16 protein-coding genes are annotated in these 18,503 nt (G+C 65.9%); 15 read left to right on the top strand and 1 reads right to left on the bottom strand.

Annotated features, from left to right (window positions below; all coding sequences use genetic code 11):
* Position 1 precedes the first annotated feature (1 nt).
* Genes AAHE99_RS25355 through AAHE99_RS25320 form a run of 8 tightly spaced genes read left to right on the top strand, consistent with a single transcriptional unit; the run spans position 2 to position 7,469 of the window.
* A complete protein-coding gene (locus AAHE99_RS25355; RefSeq protein WP_342120655.1) occupies positions 2–775 on the top strand; it encodes an ABC transporter ATP-binding protein in 774 nt (257 codons plus the stop codon).
* On the top strand, positions 772–1,374 hold the full coding sequence (gene cobO, locus AAHE99_RS25350; protein WP_342120653.1) for a cob(I)yrinic acid a,c-diamide adenosyltransferase: 603 nt from the start codon (positions 772–774) through the stop codon (positions 1,372–1,374). Before AAHE99_RS25355 ends, cobO begins: the two co-directional genes overlap by 4 nt.
* Positions 1,368–2,681, top strand: a complete 1,314-nt coding sequence (locus tag AAHE99_RS25345; protein WP_342120652.1) for a cobyrinate a,c-diamide synthase — start codon at positions 1,368–1,370, stop codon at positions 2,679–2,681. The genes cobO and AAHE99_RS25345 overlap by 7 nt, the downstream gene beginning before the upstream one ends.
* Positions 2,678–3,229 carry a bifunctional adenosylcobinamide kinase/adenosylcobinamide-phosphate guanylyltransferase gene (cobU, locus tag AAHE99_RS25340; RefSeq protein ID WP_342120651.1) on the top strand — a complete coding sequence of 184 codons (552 nt, stop codon included), beginning with the start codon at positions 2,678–2,680 and terminating at the stop codon, positions 3,227–3,229. Before AAHE99_RS25345 ends, cobU begins: the two co-directional genes overlap by 4 nt.
* Complete coding sequence (gene cbiB, locus AAHE99_RS25335) at positions 3,229–4,188, top strand: adenosylcobinamide-phosphate synthase CbiB (protein ID WP_342120649.1); 960 nt, start codon at positions 3,229–3,231, stop codon at positions 4,186–4,188. Before cobU ends, cbiB begins: the two co-directional genes overlap by 1 nt.
* A complete protein-coding gene (gene cobD / locus AAHE99_RS25330; protein ID WP_342120648.1) occupies positions 4,181–5,161 on the top strand; it encodes a threonine-phosphate decarboxylase CobD in 981 nt (326 codons plus the stop codon). Before cbiB ends, cobD begins: the two co-directional genes overlap by 8 nt.
* Positions 5,158–6,030: a cobalamin-binding protein gene (locus tag AAHE99_RS25325; protein WP_342120646.1), complete on the top strand. Its 873-nt coding sequence runs from the start codon at positions 5,158–5,160 to the stop codon at positions 6,028–6,030. Before cobD ends, AAHE99_RS25325 begins: the two co-directional genes overlap by 4 nt.
* Positions 6,027–7,469: a cobyric acid synthase gene (locus tag AAHE99_RS25320; RefSeq protein WP_342120644.1), complete on the top strand. Its 1,443-nt coding sequence runs from the start codon at positions 6,027–6,029 to the stop codon at positions 7,467–7,469. The genes AAHE99_RS25325 and AAHE99_RS25320 overlap by 4 nt, the downstream gene beginning before the upstream one ends.
* Here the strand turns inward: AAHE99_RS25320 and AAHE99_RS25315 are convergent.
* Positions 7,456–8,055, bottom strand: coding sequence for a response regulator transcription factor (locus AAHE99_RS25315; protein ID WP_342120642.1), 600 nt, complete (start codon positions 8,053–8,055; stop codon positions 7,456–7,458). The two genes, AAHE99_RS25320 and AAHE99_RS25315, sit on opposite strands and share 14 nt — an antisense overlap.
* A 53-nt stretch (positions 8,056–8,108) precedes the next feature.
* Between AAHE99_RS25315 and AAHE99_RS25310 the strand changes: the two genes are divergently transcribed.
* The 7 genes from AAHE99_RS25310 to AAHE99_RS25280 all read left to right on the top strand — a co-directional run bounded on the left by AAHE99_RS25310 (position 8,109) and on the right by AAHE99_RS25280 (position 18,499).
* The gene (locus tag AAHE99_RS25310; protein WP_342120641.1) at positions 8,109–9,908 is read left to right on the top strand and encodes a sensor histidine kinase; all 1,800 of its coding nucleotides are present in this window, start codon (positions 8,109–8,111) and stop codon (positions 9,906–9,908) included.
* Positions 9,909–9,987: 79 nt separating this feature from the next.
* Positions 9,988–11,145, top strand: coding sequence for a hypothetical protein (locus tag AAHE99_RS25305; protein WP_342120640.1), 1,158 nt, complete (start codon positions 9,988–9,990; stop codon positions 11,143–11,145).
* Positions 11,142–13,631, top strand: a complete 2,490-nt coding sequence (locus AAHE99_RS25300) for an MMPL family transporter (protein WP_342120639.1) — start codon at positions 11,142–11,144, stop codon at positions 13,629–13,631. The genes AAHE99_RS25305 and AAHE99_RS25300 overlap by 4 nt, the downstream gene beginning before the upstream one ends.
* Positions 13,628–14,407: an outer membrane lipoprotein-sorting protein gene (locus tag AAHE99_RS25295; protein WP_342120638.1), complete on the top strand. Its 780-nt coding sequence runs from the start codon at positions 13,628–13,630 to the stop codon at positions 14,405–14,407. The genes AAHE99_RS25300 and AAHE99_RS25295 overlap by 4 nt, the downstream gene beginning before the upstream one ends.
* Positions 14,391–15,491, top strand: coding sequence for a hypothetical protein (locus tag AAHE99_RS25290; RefSeq protein WP_342120637.1), 1,101 nt, complete (start codon positions 14,391–14,393; stop codon positions 15,489–15,491). Before AAHE99_RS25295 ends, AAHE99_RS25290 begins: the two co-directional genes overlap by 17 nt.
* Positions 15,492–15,527: 36 nt before the next feature.
* Positions 15,528–17,669, top strand: a complete 2,142-nt coding sequence (locus AAHE99_RS25285; protein ID WP_342120636.1) for a TonB-dependent receptor — start codon at positions 15,528–15,530, stop codon at positions 17,667–17,669.
* 2 nt (positions 17,670–17,671) lie between these two features.
* A complete protein-coding gene (locus AAHE99_RS25280; protein ID WP_342120635.1) occupies positions 17,672–18,499 on the top strand; it encodes a substrate-binding periplasmic protein in 828 nt (275 codons plus the stop codon).
* Positions 18,500–18,503 lie beyond the last annotated feature (4 nt).

Here is an 18,503-nt window from a genome sequence, read left to right as displayed (position 1 = left end):
CATGATCGCTACCCATCAACTGCGCCTGGCCATGGGCAAACGCACCCTGGTCGAACAGCTGGACTGGCAAGTCGGCGACGGCGAATGCTGGAGCGTGATCGGCCGCAACGGCGCCGGCAAGAGCACCTTGCTGCGCACCCTGGCCGGACTACGCGAGCCGGAAGGCGGCTACGTCAGCATCGACCGCCGTGCGCTGGGCGAGTGGCCGCTGCAGGAACTGGCGCGCAAGCGTGCCTTTCTGGCGCAGGCGCGCAGCGATGCCTTCTCCTATTCCGTGATCGAGACCGTGCTCTCGGCGCGCCATCCCTACCACGACAACCGCTACTGGGAAAACAGCGACGACCATCACGCTGCCATGGCGGCACTGGCAGCCATGGAGGTTGAGCACCTGGCGGCGCGCGATGTACGCACCTTGTCCGGCGGCGAACGCCAGCGCGTGGCGATTGCCGCCATGCTGGCCCAGGACACGCCCTTGCTGCTGCTCGACGAACCGGCCAATGCGCTGGACCTGGCGCACCAGGTCAGCGTGATGTCGCTGCTTTCCAAACTGTGCCGCGAGCAGCGCAAGACCGTCGTGATGGTGGGGCATGACCTGACCCTGGCGCACAGCGTCTCCAGCCACGCCTTGCTGCTGATGGGCGACGGGCGCTGGCTGGCCGGCCCGGTGGCCGATGTCATGCAGCCTGCGCTGCTAAGCGAATACCTTGACCATCCAATCGAAATCGTCCGCCACGGCGAACGCACCATCTTTATTCCCGGGAGTCCGCAAGCATGAGCGATATTAACGACCGCCACCGCGACCGCATGGCGCGCAAGAAGGCCATCATCGACGCCAAGATCGCGGCGGCCGACAAGAATATCGGCGTGTTGATCGTCAATACCGGTAACGGCAAGGGCAAGAGCTCGAGCGGTTTCGGCATGGCGATGCGGGCCATGGGACATGGCATGAAGGTGGGCGTGGTGCAGTTCATCAAGGGCGCCATGTCGACCGGCGAGGAGCAGTTCCTGCGTCGCTTCCCGGAGGAGTGCAGCTTCCACGCCATGGGCGAGGGCTATACCTGGGAGACCCAGAACCGCGAACGCGATATCGCCAAGGCGCAGCAAGCGTGGGAGCAGGCGCGCGCTTTCCTGCGCGATCCGTCCTATGGCATGGTGGTGCTGGATGAACTGAATATCGCACTCAAGTACCGCTATCTCGATGTGCATGAGGTGATCGCCGACCTGCTCGACCGGCCGGAGATGCAGCATGCGGTGGTCACCGGCCGTGCTGCGCCGCCGGAGTTGATCGAGGTGGCGGACACCGTCACTGAAATGACGGTGGTGAAGCATGCCTTCAAGGCCGGCATCGCGGCGCAGCCAGGTACCGAATGGTAGCGCGCGCGGTACTGGTCGCGGCGGCGGCTTCCGGCCAGGGCAAGACGACCGTCACCGCCGCTTTGGCGCGCAAGCTGGTGCGTGCGGGGCGCCGGGTGCGGGTCTTCAAATGCGGACCCGATTTCATCGATCCTATGGTGCTGGCGCGCGCCTGCGGGGCGCCGGTCGAGTCGCTTGACCTGTGGATGGTGGGGGCTGAGCGCTGCCGTGCCTTGCTGGCGGAGGCCGCGCAGGATGCCGATGCCATCCTGGTCGAGGGCGTCATGGGACTGTATGACGGCACGCCGTCGGCTGCGGACCTGTCGCGGGAGTTTGGGCTGCCGGTGCTAACAGTGATCGACGCCGGGGCGATGGCCCAGACCGCTGGTGCGCTGGTGCATGGCCTGCGGGCGTATGGGCCGGTTGAGATGGCGGGGGTGGTGGCGAATCGTATTGCCAGCCCTGGCCACGCGGCGATGGTGGCGGCGTCACTGCGCGACATCCCCTTGCTGGGGACTCTACCCAAACAGGCGGTATCGCTGCCCGAGCGGCATTTGGGCTTGGTATTGCCGGATGAAGTCGCGGGCCTCGATGGACTGCTCGACGAGCTGGCGGACCAGCTGGCGTTTGACCTCGCGGCATGGGATGCGCTGCCTGCCGCGCAGATCGCCCACCCGGACAGCGGCGCCACGCAGGGCGGGCGTATGGCGGTGGCGGGACTGCCGCTGGCGGGAGCGCGGATAGCGATTGCGCGCGACGCGGCGTTCATGTTCCTCTACCCGTCAAACCTGACGACGCTGGAAGCCCTGGGGGCGCAGCTGGAGTTCTTCTCGCCGCTGGCGGACGAAGCGGTGCCGCGCGAGGCGACGGCAGTCTACCTGCCGGGCGGCTATCCCGAGCTGCACGGCGCCGCGCTGGCGGCCGGCAAACGCTGGCAAGCCTCCGTGCGCACCGCCCATGCCGACGGCTTGCCGATCGTGGCCGAATGCGGCGGCATGATGGCGCTGGCCGACACACTGCAAGACAAGGAAGGCCGCGAGTGGCCGATGGCAGGACTCCTGCCCGGCAAGGTGGTCATGCAAGCCCGCCTCGCCGGCCTCGGCGCGCAAGCCATGCCGACAGCGCATGGCCCGCTGCGCGGCCATACCTTCCATTACTCGCGCCTGGAAACATCCCAGCCCGCAGCCGCCACCACGCAAAAGAATCCCAGCGGCGCAGCCGGAGAAGCCGTGTACCGGATTGGATCGCTGCAAGTGTCCTACTTCCACGCTTACTTCCCTTCCAACCCGGCCGCCGTGGCAGCCATGTTCTCGCGGAGTGCAGCATGACGCGCACCCTGGTATTCGGCGGCGCCCGCTCCGGCAAGAGCGCCTATGCCGAGCAGCTTGCCGCCAACTCAGGCAAGGAAGTCATCTACATCGCCACCGGCGCTGCCGGCGACGCGGAGATGGCCGCCCGCATCGCCCGCCACCGCGCGCAGCGCCCGGCATCCTGGCGCACCGTTGAACAGCCATTGGCGCTGGCCGCCGCGCTGGCAGCATGGCGCGCCCCGCAACGCATGGTGCTGGTGGACTGCCTCACACTCTGGCTCTCCAACCTGATGTTCAGCGACGGCAGGCAGTATCCGGACGTCGGCGCCATTGAGCTGCCGGCCCGCTTCCACGAAGAACGCGCCGCCCTGCTATCCGAACTCGCGGAAGAACGCGGCGACGTCGTGCTGGTGTCGAATGAAGTCGGCATGGGCATCGTCCCCTGGGGCGCCGTCTCGCGCAGCTACGCCGACGAGGCCGGCCGCCTGAACCAGGCCGTTGCCACCGCCTGCGACCGCGTCGCCTTCGTCGCCGCAGGCCTGCCGCTGATGCTGAAAGACGCCTGATGCTGACAAGCCTCGACTGGACCTGGTTTGCCGCCGCCCTGCTGGGCGGGGTGCTGCTCGACGCCATGCTGGGTGAAGTTTCGCGCTTCCACCCGCTGGTCGGTTTTGGCCGCCTCGCTGCCGCCATCGAGGCTCGCCTGAACCGGGCACACGGTGCGCCGCGCTTCGTGCGCGGCATGCTGGCCTGGGCGCTCCCCGTGCTGCCGCTGACTGCACTGGCGGTATGGCTCTGCACTCAGCCTGCATCCGCACCGATCCAGGCCGCGCTGCATGCCGTCCTGCTCTATTTCTGCCTCGGCCTGCGCAGCCTGCGCGACCACATGCTCCCCATCTGGCACGCCCTGCAGGCAGGCGACCTGCCGCAAGCACGCGCCCTGACCGCTCGCATCGTCAGCCGCGATACGCAACAAGCCGGTGAAGCCGACCTGGCAAAAGCCGCCACCGAATCCATGCTGGAAAACGGCAACGACGCCGTATTCGGCACCCTGTTCTGGTTCGCCATCGCCGGCGGACCCGGCGCCGTCCTGTTCCGCCTGGCGAACACGCTGGACGCCATGTGGGGCTACCGCACCGAGCGTTTCAACCTGTTCGGACGCAGCGCCGCGCGCATCGACGATGCCCTGAACTACCTGCCCGCGCGCCTGACCGCCATTTCATACGCCCTGCTGGCGCCCGGTGCACAAGGCACGCGCCGCGCACTGGCATGCTGGCGCCGCCAGGCCCCGGCATGGAGCAGCCCGAACGCAGGCCCCGTCATGTCGAGCGGCGCGGGCGCGCTTGGCCTGCAACTGGGCGGCGCCGCCAGCTACCACGGCGAAATCGAACAGCGTCCGCCGCTTGGCGAAGGCGCCAGCGCCGCCGCAGCGGATATCCCGCGCGCATGGCGCCTGGTGCGCAACACCAGCATGTTGTGGCTGGCCGCCACGCTGGCCATCGCCTATGGAGTACACCATGCTTGAACACGGCGGCAAACTGCGCGAAGCAGCGCAACGCTATGGCCGCCATGACTGGCTGGACCTGTCGACCGGCCTCAATCCGAACGGCTACCCGGCCCCTGCCCTGGCAGCCGATGCCTGGCACCGTCTCCCGGAGCATGATCCCGCCCTGGAGCTAGCCGCACAGCGCTATTACGCTGCCCCGCGCATGCTAGCCGTCGCCGGCACCCAGGCCGCGATCCAGGCGCTGCCGCGCCTGCGCCCGCCATCGCGCGTGGTGGTCGCCTCGCCGAGCTACGCGGAACATCTGCACCACTGGTCGCAACACGGCCACCGCACCAGCGCCGTGCCGTATGGAGAGCTGGATGCGGTAGTCGGCAGCGCAGACGTATTGGTCGTCTGCAATCCCAACAACCCAACCGGCGCTAGCCTGCCGCGCGCCAGCCTGCTCGAATGGGCAGCCGCGCTGGCCGCACGCGGCGGCTGGCTCGTAGTGGATGAAGCGTTCGCCGATACCGACGGCGCGCACAGCGTCGCCGACGCCACACAGGCGCCGGGCCTGATCGTGCTACGCTCTGTCGGCAAATTCTTCGGACTGGCAGGCGTGCGCCTTGGTTTCGTCGCCGCGCGGGAAGACATCCTGGCGGCGCTGGCCGATATGCTGGGCCCCTGGCCCGTCAGCGGCCCGGCGCAGCAAGTCGCGCGAGCCGCCCTGGAGAACAGCGCGTGGCAGCAAGCCGCACAAGAGCAACTGCAGGCCGGCGGCGCCCGCCTGCGCGCCCTGCTTGCGCAGCACGGCATCACCAGCCACGGCACCGCGCTGTTCCAATGGTGGCCGGAAGCGCGCGCCGAGGCCTTCCACGAACACATGGCGCGGCGCGGCATCTGGGTGCGCCTGTTCCGCGAAGCGGCGCGCGGCATCCGCCTCGGCCTGCCGCCGGACGCAGCAGGCTGGCAGCGCCTCGAACAAGCATTGAAAGAATGGACCGAGCAATGAAAAAATATCTGCTGATTTCCGCCTTGTGCGCCGCGCAGGCGCAAGCCTCCATCACCGTGAACGATGACGACGGCAAGCCGGTCACCCTGCCAAAACCGGCGCAGCGCGTGGTGTCCCTGGCACCACACGTCACCGAAATGCTGTTCGCTGCAGGCGGCGCCGAGAAAATCGTCGGCGCAGTCACCTACAGCGACTATCCGGAAGCGGCCAAACTGATCCCGCGCGTCGGCGACAACCGCCAGGTCGATATGGAACGGCTGCTGGCCATGAAGCCCGACCTGCTGGTCATCTGGCGCCACGGCTCCTCCGAGCGCCAGATCGAACAACTGCGCCAGCTGGGCATCCCGATGTACCACAGCGAACCGAAAAAGCTGGACCAGATTGCCGATAACCTGGAAAAGATCGGCAAGCTGCTCGGCACCGAGCCTGCCGCCAATGCCGCCGCCAAGGAGCTGCGCCAGAAGCTGGCCGCCCTGCGCGCGCAGTATTCGACGCGCCCACCCGTGCGCACCTTCTACCAGGTGTGGGACAAGCCGCTCTACACCCTGAACGGCGAGCATATCGTCAGCGACGCGCTGAAAGTGTGCGCAGGCCAAAACATCTTCGCCGACCAGAAAGTGACCGCGCCGGTAGTGAGCGTGGAAGCGGTGCTGGAAGCCGATCCGGAAGCCATCTTTGGCACCGCCGAAAAAGACTACGGCGGCGTCAACCTGTGGCGTCCATACAAGACGCTCAAGGCGACGCGCCAGGACAACCTGTTCACCGTCCAGGGTGACCTGCTGAACCGCGCCGGCCCGCGCATGATCGCCGGCACCGCTGTCCTGTGCGAAAAGCTGGAAGAAGCGCGCAAGCACCGCCCTGCAAAATGAGCTTTCGTTTCCGCACCCTGATGGTTCAGGGCACCACCTCCGACGCCGGCAAGAGCACCATCGTGGCCGGCATCTGCCGCCTGCTCAATCAGCGCGGCGTCCGTGTCGCCCCCTTCAAGCCGCAAAACATGGCGCTTAACAGCGCGGTCACAGTCGACGGCGGCGAGATCGGGCGCGCCCAGGCGCTGCAGGCTATCGCCGCCGGCGTCCCCGCGCACACCGACATGAACCCCGTACTGCTCAAGCCGAGCAGCGATATCGGCGCCCAGGTTATCATCCACGGCAAGGTGCGCGGCGACATGAACGCACGCGACTACCACCAGTACAAGACGGTCGCCATGGCGGCCGTGCTGGAATCGCATCAGCGCCTGCTGGCGCAATACGAGACCGTGGTAGTGGAAGGCGCCGGCAGCCCGGCGGAAATCAACCTGCGCGACCGCGACATCGCCAATATGGGCTTTGCCGAGGCGGTGGACTGCCCCGTCGTCCTGTGCGCGGACATTGACCGCGGCGGCGTATTCGCCCACATCGTCGGCACCCTGTCCTGCCTGTCGGAGAGCGAACGCAATCGCATCGTCGGCTTCGTCATCAACCGCTTCCGCGGCGACATCAAGCTACTGGAACCTGGCCTCGACTGGCTCGAAGCGCAAACCGGCAAACCGGTGCTGGCCGTACTGCCCTATTTGCACGGGCTTTACCTCGACGCCGAAGATGCGGTGCAGGCAGTACAAGCCGAACGCGGCGCCTTCCGCATTGTCGTTCCAAGCCTGCCGCGCATGAGCAACCATACCGACTTCGACGCCCTGCGCGCACATCCCGAAGTCGACCTGCGCTTCGTACGCAAGGGCGAAGCCATTCCGGCGGCCGACCTGATCATCCTCCCTGGCAGCAAGAACACGCGCGCCGATCTGGAGAGCCTGAAGGAAGGCGGCTGGCCGCAAGCCATTGCGCGCCACCTGCGCTATGGTGGCAAAGTCATCGGGATCTGCGGCGGTTTCCAGATGCTGGGGCGCGAAGTCGCCGACCCGCACGGCGTGGAAGGTGCGCCGGGCAGCGAACATGGCCTGGCGCTGCTGGACATCGGGACTGAGCTGACGCGCGAAAAGCGCCTGGAACAGGTCACTGGCCGCTGCGCTTTTGCCGATGCGCCAGTCGCCGGGTATGAGATCCACATGGGCGTGTCCAGCGGCGCCGCCCTGGCGCAGCCGGCCTTCATGATCGATGGCCGCGCGGAAGGCGCCATCTCGGCCGACGGCCAGGTGCTTGGCACCTACCTGCATGGCCTGTTCGACCATCCGCAGGCAGGCCAGGCCTTGCTGCACTGGGCCGGGCTGGATTCACAGCATGCCGTCGACAGCTCGGCCCTGCGCGAAGCAAGCCTGGATCGGCTGGCCGCAGCTTGCGAACCGCTGCTGGCCGCCCTGCTTAAACCAGCTTGAGTTCCTGCACCTTGTGGATCAGCTGGACGACATTGTTGACGCCCAGCTTGCGCATCAGGTTTTCGCGGTGCTTGTCGATGGTCTTGACGGACAGGTTCAGCTGCACCGCCACTTCCGCCGTCGCCATGCCCTGGTAGATCAGCTGCAGGATCTGCGCCTCGCGCGGCGTCAGGCCGCTGTCCACCGCCTCCGCCTGCTCCCGGACATGCTCCGGCACCACCTTGCGGCCGGCCATCACGTCGGCAATGCAGCGCAGCAGCTCGGGCGCCGAAGCATCCTTCACCATCACGGCATCGGCCCCGGCATCGATCAGCTGGCGGTAGGCCATGCCTGACTGGGCGCCGGTCAGGGCGATCACTTTCAGCGCCGGGTAGCGCTGCTTGCAGTAGGCCAGCACCGCGCTCGATTCCCCGCCCGGCATGTGATAGTCCAGGATCAGGAGTTGCGGCGCATGCTGCTGGACCAGCGGCAGCACTTCATCCAGCCGCGCCGCTTCCGCCACGATCCGGTAGCCCGGCTGGCACTGCAGCAGCAAGGCCAGCCCCTGGCGAAAAATGGCGTGGTCGTCGGCGAGCAGGATATGCATGGTGGTCAAGGCTGGATGTTAAAATTTTTGCCTCGTTATTGTATAGGAAGCGAATGCTGAATTTGTTGCGCGCCATGCTGGCAATGGTACTCCTGCCCTGGTTCACGCTGGCCAGCGCCGCCTGCCAGGGCGATCGCCAGGCGCCCGTCAATTTGCACGGCTGCATGCGCGCCATTCCGGCGCCGGCCGTCGTGGGCGCCGACGCCTCGCTCATCTGGCTGCGCATCGACATCGAGCCTGCGATGGCAAACAGCTACCTGGATATCGGGCTACCGGACGCGTTCCGCCTGCAGGCCTACCAGGGCGAGGAGGACCACTGGCGGCTGGCCGTCCAGCTGAACGAACAGCATCGCGTGGTCGACCGCCCTTTGCAGCACCGCCGCCTGCTGGTTCCCGTCACCGGCGCCGGGCCCACCACCCTGCTGGTTGGCTACCGCACGCATGGCACCACGCCGCTCTCCCCGCGCCTGCTGTCGCAGGAACAGCTGCTGGCGGACGATACCCGCCGCAATGTCGGCAACGGCATCACCTTCGGCATCATGCTGGTGATGGTGCCTTTGCTGGCGGTCGGCCTTGGCAGCCTGCGCAACCGCAGCTACCGCATCTATGCCGTACTGGTGGCCAGCTGCGTGCTTTTCATCGCCCAGGTGGAGGGCTACTGGTTCCAGTTCCTGTGGCCCGACGCCCCGGCCTGGAACATGAAGGTTCCTACCCTGCTGGCCTTGACCATGCTGATAAGCCACGCCGCGTTTGCATCGAGTTTCCTGCAGATGCGCTGGCGCATGCCGCGCCTTTACCGCCTGAACCTCGCCGTCATCGCCTCCGGCGCGGCGCTGATGCTGGTGCAGCTGGCCCTGCCGACCATGACGTGGATCATGGCCCTGGGTTCCGCCTATACCGTGCTGGCCATCGTGGGCGCCATCGAAGGCGTGCGCCAGAACGTGGCCGCGGCCCGCTTCTACCTGCTCGGCGTGCTGTCGCTGTGCGTATCCATCCTGCTGCTGGTCTTCAGCTTCCTGTGGTTCAATCCCCTGCCGGGCATTCCTGTACTGTCCTACCCCAAGTACGGCTACCTGGGCGAGGCCTTCTTCTTCGGCACCGCCGTCCTGAGCCAGCTGCGCCAGTTCAATGAGCAGCAGGCCGAATTGCGCACGCGGCGCCTGGCGGAGACCGAACAACTGCTGCAGGCGGAACAGGCCAAGTCGCTGGCCCTGGCCCAGGCCGAGCAGCACAAGCTCAAACTGGCCTCGGCCAGCCATGACATTTCGCAGCCGCTGGCGTCGCTCCGCTACGCCATGGCGGCCCTCAGCCAGCAGCACGAGCACAAGCCCATTGCCGACCATATCGACAATACGCTGAATTATGCCCAGACCCTGCTAAAGGACCTGATCGTCCAGTGCCGCCAGGAGGCAACCGGGCCGGAAACCATCCGGCTCGATGAACTGATGGCGCAGCTGCAGCAGGAATTCGCGCCGTCCGCTGCGGCCAAGGGCCTGCGCCTGCGCGTGTGCCGGCCGGACCTGGCGCTGGCCGGCTCGGGCCTGCTGCTGTACCGTATCCTGAACAACCTGCTGGCCAACGCGATCCGCTATACACCGCAGGGCCAGGTGCTGCTGGGCGCGCGCCGGCGCCCGGGCGGCATCGAACTGCAGGTCTGGGACACCGGTCCCGGCATCCCGCCCGCCACCCAGGCCGCCCTGCTGGAGCCGTTCAGCCAGGGCCAGACAGGCGGCGCCGGCTTCGGGCTCGGGCTGTTCATCGTGCGCAACCTGTGCCAGCAATGCGGCTACCAGCTGCGCATCGTCTCCCGGCCGGGCCGCGGCAGCGGCTTCCTGGTTTTCATCCCGCGCTGAAAATTACGGTGTTTTCCTTATGTCGCTATGCTGGGCGTCTGCCTAGACTGCGGTCTTCCCAATTTTTGCGGAGGACCTTATGTTTGCAGCCCTGCGTGCCGACTTGTGGCGCACCCTTTGCCGCCTGGCCGACTGGCGCGCCCATTGGCGCTACCTGAACGGCAGTCCGGTCGTCGATGTCGCCATCATCACCAATGTGCGCGACGAACACGAACGCCACCTGTTCTGGGGCGGCCGCCGCCCGCCGCGCGGCCACTCCAACGGCGCCCGCATCTACCTGAATGGCGTGGCCGGACGCGTTCGCGGCCTCGATATCACCGCAGCGGAACTGATGACGCGCGAGGGCCGCGCCCGTGGCCGCGAGCTATTCATCGATGCCGTGCGCTGGGCCGAATCGCGCGGCGCCCGCGTCGTCCTGCTGGCGGCATCGACCAAGCGCCTGTTCGGGCGCGATGGCGCCGCATTGAAAACCATGTTTCCCGGCATGGTGTTTACCATCGGCGACAACGGCACCGCCCTGCTGCTATGCCGCGACGTCGAGCGCGCCCTGGACCAGGCGGGGCTCGACACGCGCGCCCGCGTGCTGGTGATCGGCCCCTACGGCATCCTAGGCACGGAGGTGACCAACTTCCTGCTGGAACAGGGCTACCGTGTGGCGGGTTTTGGCGCCACGCCGGCGCGGCTGGAGGATTTCGGCCGCCGCTTCCCCGGCGTCCAGCTGTTCCACGATTTGCGTCTGGTGGGCGACGTGGATGCCGTGATCTGCTGCACCCATAGCCCGGACGCCAAGCTGACGGCAGCCACGGTCGAAAACTTGCGCCGCCGCGCGCGCAAGCTGCTGGTGGTGGACGTGGCTGAACCGGCCAACCTGGACGAAGATGTATACGCCAAATGCCACCGCCTGGTGGTGCGCCAGGATGCCGGCAACGGCCACTCGCCCCTGCTGCACTTCGTGCTGGGCGAAACCTCGTCGCGCATGCTGAAGCTGGCGCCGCAGACGGTGTTCGGCTGCTTCGCCGAGTCGCTGGCCCTGTTCCATTCGATCTACCGCGAGCGCCAGCATCGCCGCCTGAACCAGGACTGGTTCAGCGTCAACCGCAGCAATATGGCCGCACTGGCAGACGCCTTCCAATCGGTGGAAATCAGCGCCGCCCGGCCGCACTGTTTCGGCCAGCCTGTCACCCGCTTCAATCTGGACTTCCCGGTCGTGGGAAGTGCCGCAAGGAGGGCCGCATGACGCGCCTCCTCACCTCGCGGCGCGCCGCCCTGGCCATGCTGGCTGCCATCGCCATGCTATTGGCCGGCTTCCTGTGGCTGAACCTGCGCGTGCCGGCGGCCGGCATCGTGCAGGATGCGCTGCTGGACCAGCACAACCCCTATTACATCGCGCAGCAGGAGGCCAACCGCAACAAGGGCCTGCGCCAGGGCGATCCAATGAGCTTCGTCCTCTCCTTCCCGCAGGGGATGGACGAGCATGACATGCTGCAGGTGCTGCGCATGACGCAGGACTTGCAGCAGCGCTTCCCTCAAGCTGTGGTCTGGAGCCTGGCGGCCGACAGCTACGCCTACACCTCCAGCGCCAGTCAACTGGAAAGCAGGCCGCACATCGATCCGGCCTGGGTCGGCAGCAACGGGAAACTGTCGCTGCCGATGCCGCTCCACCAATGGCGCGAAGAAGTCGCGGCCGATCCTACTGCTTCCGGCCTCCTGGTCGGCAAGGACTTCCGCTATGCGCAAATCCTGCTCTTCATGCCGGAAGGGACGAACGAGCTCGAACTGGTGCAGCAGGTCGCCGAATACCTGGAGAAGCGCCCGATCCATCCGCTCGAGTGGCTGCTGCTGAAAGGCGACATCCAGCCGGCGGAAGAATTCCGCAACGTCAGCCTGGGCGGCTGGTCGGTTGGACGCGGCCTGATGCACTTCGCCCTGATGTCGGACGTGCTGTTCTACTCCACCATCGGCCTGGTGATCGCGACGCTGGCAGCGCTGCTTGCATTGAAGTCCCTCAAACAGGCCCTGTACAGCTCCGGCTGCATTTTCGCGTCCTTCGTCCTGGTACGCGGCACCATCGCCCTGGCGGACCTGCTTGGCGTGCAGGCTTTCGGTGCACCGCTGGCGGAACGGGTCTACTTCCTGCTGGTGCTGTCGGCCATGATCGTTGCCGGCATCTCGTTCAATACCCGCGCCCTGGAACGCTTCAACAGCCTGCATGCGGCGCAGCCCGATGCGCCAGCGCCTTCGCTATGGGCGCAGGTCGAACGCCATCACCTGCCGCTAAACGTCGCCGCCACCATCGCTGTGCTGAACTTTGCCACGCTGCCGCAGATCGGCATCCGCGGCATCATGGAAGTCGGCGTGCTGTCCGCCATCGGCATCTGCTTCCAGCGCATCCTGGTCAGTAGCATGCTGCCCGCCTTGCAGATCGCGTTCGGCGGCACGCCGGTGCAACGCCAGGGAGAGCTGGGCGCCCTGCAAAGACTGTGGGAGCGCGGTGTGCAGGCTTTCCCGCGCTGGAGCTACGGCATGATCAGCCGCTCAGGCGCACACGCCGCGCGCGCTTCGCTGATCGCGTGCGGCCTGACGGTTGCCGCAGCCGGCGCCGTGGTATTGCATGACGTGACCGCGCCGGACAAATGGATCGTCGTGCAGGAAAAGCCGATCGACTACCTGCCCGGCACCATCGTCGACCGCGGTCGCCACTTGCTGAACCGCGAAGGCAATATCGGCTTCGGCCGCCTGTCCTACTTCGTCGCACCAAAAGCCGGCAGCGCAAACGCAATCTCGGACCCGCAATTCCTGCACCGTGCCGCAGCCTTCCAGGCGCGCATTGCCGGCCTTGCCGAAACGCGCGGCGCCAACTCGGTGCTTGACACGCTGTCCTATATCGGGCGCCAGGAAGGCGGCCCGCCGCTGCCAGCCACCACCCAGCAGGCGCACGACCGCCTGCAGCAGATCAGCTGGGACCTGCAACAGCCGGCGCTGGCCCGCTATCTGTGGACCGGCAGCGGCCTCGCGCTCTATGTCTCGCATCCGGCCGACAATTCGAACTCGCTGCGCGCTTTCGCGCAGCAGGTCGAGGCTGTCGCAGCGCGCGAGTTCCCCGATTTAAAGGTGCTGGCGTATGGCCCGCTGCATGCCTACCACCAGACCGACCTGTATATCAGCGAAGGCAAGCCGCTCAACGTGCTGCTGTCGTTCCCGCTGGTGATCCTGTGCTGCGGCATTTGGCTGAGCAGTCGGGCGCGCGTATTGCGCCCATGGGCGACCGCCTGCGCGATGACGGTGCCGTTCATGTTCGCCTACGCCGCGATTGTGGTGCTGATGGCGGCATTCAGCATTCCGCTCGACCAGGCCACCGCCTGCGCCACCGCGCTGGGCATCAACGCGGCCATCGACTTCGACTTGTACCTGATCGATGACTACCGCAGCGCATTGGAAGACGGCCAATCGCCGGCCCAGGCATTGCACTTCGCGCTGGCGGAACGCGGCTACATCACGCTGACCGACGCGGCATTGAATGCGATCTGCTTCGGCTTCCTGATGCTGTCGCCTTTCCTGCCGATCCAGCGCCTCGGTGTCGTGATGCTGGTGATGCTTGCCACCTGCGCCATCGGCGCCCTGCTGCTGATGCCGGCCCTGCTGCCGCTATGCAGCCGCCAGCCGCGTGCCCGAACTGGACTAACTAGCCAGCAAATCAACCTCCTGTCAGGACAAAACAAGTGAAGAAATGGATCATCAGCGCAGCCGCCCTGGCGGCTGCCGCCGCCCACGCCGACGATAGTGCGCATGCCGCCATCGCCAAGGCATGGCAGCAATACCGCAGTGGCGTGGAAAGCGAACAGGAACTGGTAGAAGTACAGGTCATCCAGGCCGGGCAAGCCCAGCCAAACAAGATGGTCTGGCGGCGCGTCCGCTACGGCGAGCAGGGCCAGCGCCTGGCCATCAAATTCGTCCAGCCGGCCGCCGACCTTGGCCTCGGCTTGCTGGTCGAGCGCAACGCCAACGGCGGCGACCAGGTCTGGCTGCGCCAGCCTTCTTGGACCAGCGCGCGCCGCATCGCCGGCAACCGCGAGAACAAATATTTCGCCGACACCGCGTTCACCTTCGAAGACACAAAACAGCTGATCGCGGAGCCGACCAGCCAGTTCGACTACCGCTACATCAGCCAGGGTGCTGCCGGCTCCATGGTCGCCGCCACGCCCAAGCCAGGCACGGCGAGCGGCTACGCACGGCGCGACATCGCGCTCAATGCACAAGGCGTACCGCTGCGCATCGACTATTTCGACGCCGGCGGCAAGCTGCTGAAGACACTCTCGTTCGAAGAGCTGGAGTTTCCCGCGCCTGGCCGCTGGCGCGCCAACCGCATCGTCATGACGCTTGCGCTCGACGCCAGCCGCAGCACGCTCATCGTGCACAAGCGCCAATTCAATATTCCGCTGGCCGAGCAGATGTTCAGCGTCCAGAACCTGCTGGAGACAGAGAGTGCGAACAGTAAGTAAAGCCCTGCCCGCAATCCTTCTCGCCTGCTGCGCCCAGGCCAGCGCCGACAGCCAGCACGGTGAAATCACGGCATGGCAGGCCGCCGGCCCGGACTCGCCGTCGGAGCTGCGCTGGAAGCATGACGCCAGCGGCAACTTCAGCGAGAACATCTCCTGGCTGGTGGAGCCGCAAGCCGTGCTGCACAACCCGCACCATCCCGACCAGGGCTTGCGCCTGGAACGGGCCTACGTCGCTGCACGCGGCGCGGGCTGGGATGTCCGCGCTGGACGCCAGCTGTTCGACTGGAGCCTGACGGATACGATCAGCCCGGCCGACGTACTCAATCCGCGCGACTGGAGCGACATTACCCGCGTCCGCAAGCTGGCGACGCCTGCGCTCAGCGTGCGGTATGGCGCGCAGACCAGTATCGAGGCGGTCTGGATGCCTGGCCGCCGGAAATCCCTGCTGCCGGGCCGCTGGCCCGCGCAGCAGGCCGTCAACGGCGCACAGTATGCGCTTCGCCTGGCCGGCAACGCGGCGCAGACCGATTGGAGCGTCGTCTACTTCGATGGGGAGCATGTCGCGCCCACTATGCAGCTGGCCTATGAAGCGCTGCGCGTGCTTGCGCTGACCGCGGCGCGCCAGGTTGCCGGCGACAGCATCGTGCGCGCGGAAGCCGCCCAGTACCGCCAGGGCGAACGGCCCGCCTACCTGCGCTACGTGGCCAGCATCGACAAGGAGCTGTCCGACGTTTTCAGCGATGGTGACACGCTGTACGGCGTGCTCCAGTATGCCGGCAGCACGCAGGGCGCAAGCGCCTTCAATGCATATGGATGGCCGGACTTCCAGCGCATCCTCGAACGCAGCGCGATGTTCAAACTGACTTATGACTTCCGCTCGGACCGCCGCACCACTGCAGAATTCTCGGGCGCCTGGAACACGCGCAAGCATGACAGCCTGTGGCAGGCCAGCATTGCACAAGCGATCGGCCCGTCCCTGACATTGACCGCTGGCGCCCAGTTGCCGGACGGGCGAAAAAACAGCTTCTGGGGTGCGCATCGCGGCTACCGGCGCCTTACCCTGCAGGCGCAATGGAAGTATTGAGCCTGAAGTGGCATAATTTCAGCCGGGAGGTCTTCCATGAAGTTCCTGGCATGCAGCGTCCTTTGTGCGGCTTGTTCCGCATCGGCGCAGGAAACGGCCGTTGTCCGCATCTTCGGACAGGGCCAAACGCGCCAGGTGCAGAACATCACCCGCGAAGACCTGCTCGGCGCCTTGCCGGGCGCCAGCCCGTTGCGCACACTGGAGAAGCTGCCAGGCGTCAGCTTCCAGTCCGCCGATGCTTTTTCTTCCTATGAGTGGTCAACCCGGATCGGCATCCGCGGCTTCAGCCAGGGGCAACTTGGCTTCACGCTGGACGGCGTCCCGCTTGGGAATATGAGCTACGGGAACAATAACGGGCTGCATATCAGCCGCGCCATCACTCCGGAAAACCTGCGCCAGGTCGAACTGGCGCAAGGCATGGCGGCACCCGGCACCGCATCGAGCGGCAGCCTTGGCGGCGCCATCCAGTTCTTTTCCAACGATCCGGCGCCGCTGGCCGCCGCCAGCGCCTTGCAAACCGTCGGCAGCCACCATACAGTCCGCACCATGCTGCGCATGGACAGCGGCAAGGGCTTCTATCTTAGCGCCCTGCGCCAGCACGCCGAGAAATGGAAAGGCATAGGGCCGCAGGACCTGAAGCAGTTCAACGCCAAAGCCATGCACAGCGCTGGTCCGTTTACCGGGCGCGCCTTCTATAACTATGCGGAGCGCAAGGAAACGGATTACCAGGACCTCTCGCGCGACATGCGGGACAGGCTTGGCTGGCTGTGGGACAACTATGCACCCGACTGGAAACGCTCAGTACTGGCCGCACGCGGCATCTTCAGCGGGGGCGTGAACAATCTCGATGACGGCTATTACGCTGCGCGCGGCCTGCGCAAGGACCACTTGGCCTACGTATCCTTGCACTATGCGCCAGTCCAGGCGCACACGGTCGCCAACGCAACGGCCTACTACCATCGCAACGAGGGCCAGGGCCACTGGTACACGCCCTACACCCCGACCGATGCCGCCAATCCAATCTCGATCAGGACGACCGAGTACGGCATCAACCGCCATGGCGTGCTGGCCGCCGCCACCCGCTACGCCGGGGCCCATGCCATCAGCGCCGGATTCTGGTTCGAACACAATATCCACGACCTGGCGCGCCGCTACTACGCCGCGACCGGACCGCAGGACACCAACCATTTCCTCCACCATCCCTTCCTCACCGGCTTTGTCCAGCGCTTCCATGTGCAAACCGCGCAATTCCACTTGCAGGACAGCGTGCGCGCGATGGACGGCAAGCTCGCGCTGACCGCTGGCGTCAGGCATCCGCGCGTAACCATTGATGCAACGAGCAGTGACCGGTCGCGCGCCGGCGGGCGGCTGGAAGCGAGAAAACCCTCGCTGCCGCAGTTGGGCGCCAGCTACGACCTTGACCGTGAAACCGAGCTGTTTGCCTCCTTGTCACGCAATATGCGCGCATTCGAAGCCGGTGTGTATGGCCAGTTCTCCCAAAGCCAGGAAGCCTTTGATCTCGGCGCCGCACGATTGCGGCCCGAGACCTCCATTACCGCCGACGCGGGCATCCGGCTGCAGCGCGGCCCGCTGGCCGGATCTCTGGCGCTCTATGCCAACAGCTTCCGCGACAGGATTCTCAGCGTGGCTACCTGCGCCGGTGTCGTGGGCTGCCCCAACACCGTCGTAAACGTCGGCCGCGCCGCAGCGCGCGGAGCCGAACTTGCCGTCAGCTGGAAACCGCTCCAGTACTGGACCTGGTTCAACTCCCTGACCTTCAACGACGCCCGCTACCAATCGAACTATATCGACCTTGGCCAGACCGTGCCGGTCGATGGCAAGCGTGTGGTCGACTCTCCCCGCACCATGTGGCAGACCGAGGCGGCTTACGACGACAAGCACTGGTTCGGCCGCATCAGCGGCAAATACACGGGGGCGCGCTTTTACACTTATACCAACGACGGCCGCGTGCCGGGCTACGCCGTCTGGAACCTGGCGGGAGGCTATCGCTGGCGCGACTGGACCTTGCAGATCCAGGTGCAAAACCTGTTCGACAAACGCTACTTCGGCACCATCGGCTCCAACCAGTTCGCGGCAAGCGATCCCTCCGGCAGCTTCCCAACCTTGTTGACCGGCGCCCCGCGCGAACTATTCATCACCCTGGGTGGAAGACTGTGAAGATGGGCATACAGCCATCGCTGCTGATCCTGGCTGCCGCGCTGGCCTGTACTGGACGGGACAGCACTGCCACGAGCGCCATCGCCCAAATCGCCATCTGCGAGGACGAGAATGAATGGCCGCCTTATGTCTACCGCCAGCGCGGCGCGGACGGGGCGTCCGGCAAACTGACCGGCTACGCCGTCGACGTGATCAGCGAAATCCTGAAACAGCACGGCATCCGCGTCAGCTTTGAGCTGATTCCCTGGCCGCGTTGCCAGGCGGTGGCCGCGCTGGGGCAGCAGTTCCAGATGGTGCTCAATCTCTCCTATAACGAAGAGCGCATGCGCAACTTCCTGATGACGCGCGCCTATTACTCCACCACGACCTATTACTACTACTCGCGCCGCCACTACCCGAAAGGGCCGCCGGTCCATTCACCCGCCGACTTGCGACGGCACCGGGTTTGCGGCATCCATGGCTACAACTACGTCAATTACGGACTGCCCGCCGGCACAGTCGATCAGGGCGCACGCGACTTCGAATCGCTGATCGCCAAACTGCACGCGTCGCGCTGTGTCCTGTTCCTGGAAAAGCATGAAGTGATGGCAGGCTTCGCAGCAATCGGCAAAAACTACCTCGCCGACCGCGACCTGGTGGGAGCGCCAATGCCGGGCATGCCGAAGACGGCGTTCTACATGGGCGTTTCACGCCGCTATAAGCATGCGCATGAACTGCGTGCGCTGGTGGATGATGCGCTGCTGAAGATGCAGGAAAACGGCAGGCTGGCAGAAATCTGGCGCAGATATGCAAAAAGCCCGCCGGCAAATATGCCTGGCGGGCTTCTCTAATAAA

It is taken from the genome of Pseudoduganella sp. OTU4001, from assembly GCF_038440195.1.
Taxonomy (GTDB): domain Bacteria; phylum Pseudomonadota; class Gammaproteobacteria; order Burkholderiales; family Burkholderiaceae_D; genus Rugamonas.
The sequence above is the reverse complement of the archived record's forward strand: the minus strand, read 5'-3'. Positions and strand labels throughout refer to the sequence as shown.

Bases quoted from the DNA above. Each gene is read 5' to 3' on its own strand.
- AAHE99_RS25355 (WP_342120655.1), top strand. From the start codon at position 2: ATGATCGCTACCCATCAACTGCGCCTGGCCATGGGCAAACGCACCCTG.
- cobO (WP_342120653.1), top strand. From the start codon at position 772: ATGAGCGATATTAACGACCGCCACCGCGACCGCATGGCGCGCAAGAAG.
- AAHE99_RS25345 (WP_342120652.1), top strand. From the start codon at position 1,368: ATGGTAGCGCGCGCGGTACTGGTCGCGGCGGCGGCTTCCGGCCAGGGC.
- cobU (WP_342120651.1), top strand. From the start codon at position 2,678: ATGACGCGCACCCTGGTATTCGGCGGCGCCCGCTCCGGCAAGAGCGCC.
- cbiB (WP_342120649.1), top strand. From the start codon at position 3,229: ATGCTGACAAGCCTCGACTGGACCTGGTTTGCCGCCGCCCTGCTGGGC.
- cobD (WP_342120648.1), top strand. From the start codon at position 4,181: ATGCTTGAACACGGCGGCAAACTGCGCGAAGCAGCGCAACGCTATGGC.
- AAHE99_RS25325 (WP_342120646.1), top strand. From the start codon at position 5,158: ATGAAAAAATATCTGCTGATTTCCGCCTTGTGCGCCGCGCAGGCGCAA.
- AAHE99_RS25320 (WP_342120644.1), top strand. From the start codon at position 6,027: ATGAGCTTTCGTTTCCGCACCCTGATGGTTCAGGGCACCACCTCCGAC.
- AAHE99_RS25315 (WP_342120642.1), bottom strand. From the start codon at position 8,055: ATGCATATCCTGCTCGCCGACGACCACGCCATTTTTCGCCAGGGGCTG.
- AAHE99_RS25310 (WP_342120641.1), top strand. From the start codon at position 8,109: ATGCTGAATTTGTTGCGCGCCATGCTGGCAATGGTACTCCTGCCCTGG.
- AAHE99_RS25305 (WP_342120640.1), top strand. From the start codon at position 9,988: ATGTTTGCAGCCCTGCGTGCCGACTTGTGGCGCACCCTTTGCCGCCTG.
- AAHE99_RS25300 (WP_342120639.1), top strand. From the start codon at position 11,142: ATGACGCGCCTCCTCACCTCGCGGCGCGCCGCCCTGGCCATGCTGGCT.
- AAHE99_RS25285 (WP_342120636.1), top strand. From the start codon at position 15,528: ATGAAGTTCCTGGCATGCAGCGTCCTTTGTGCGGCTTGTTCCGCATCG.
- AAHE99_RS25280 (WP_342120635.1), top strand. From the start codon at position 17,672: ATGGGCATACAGCCATCGCTGCTGATCCTGGCTGCCGCGCTGGCCTGT.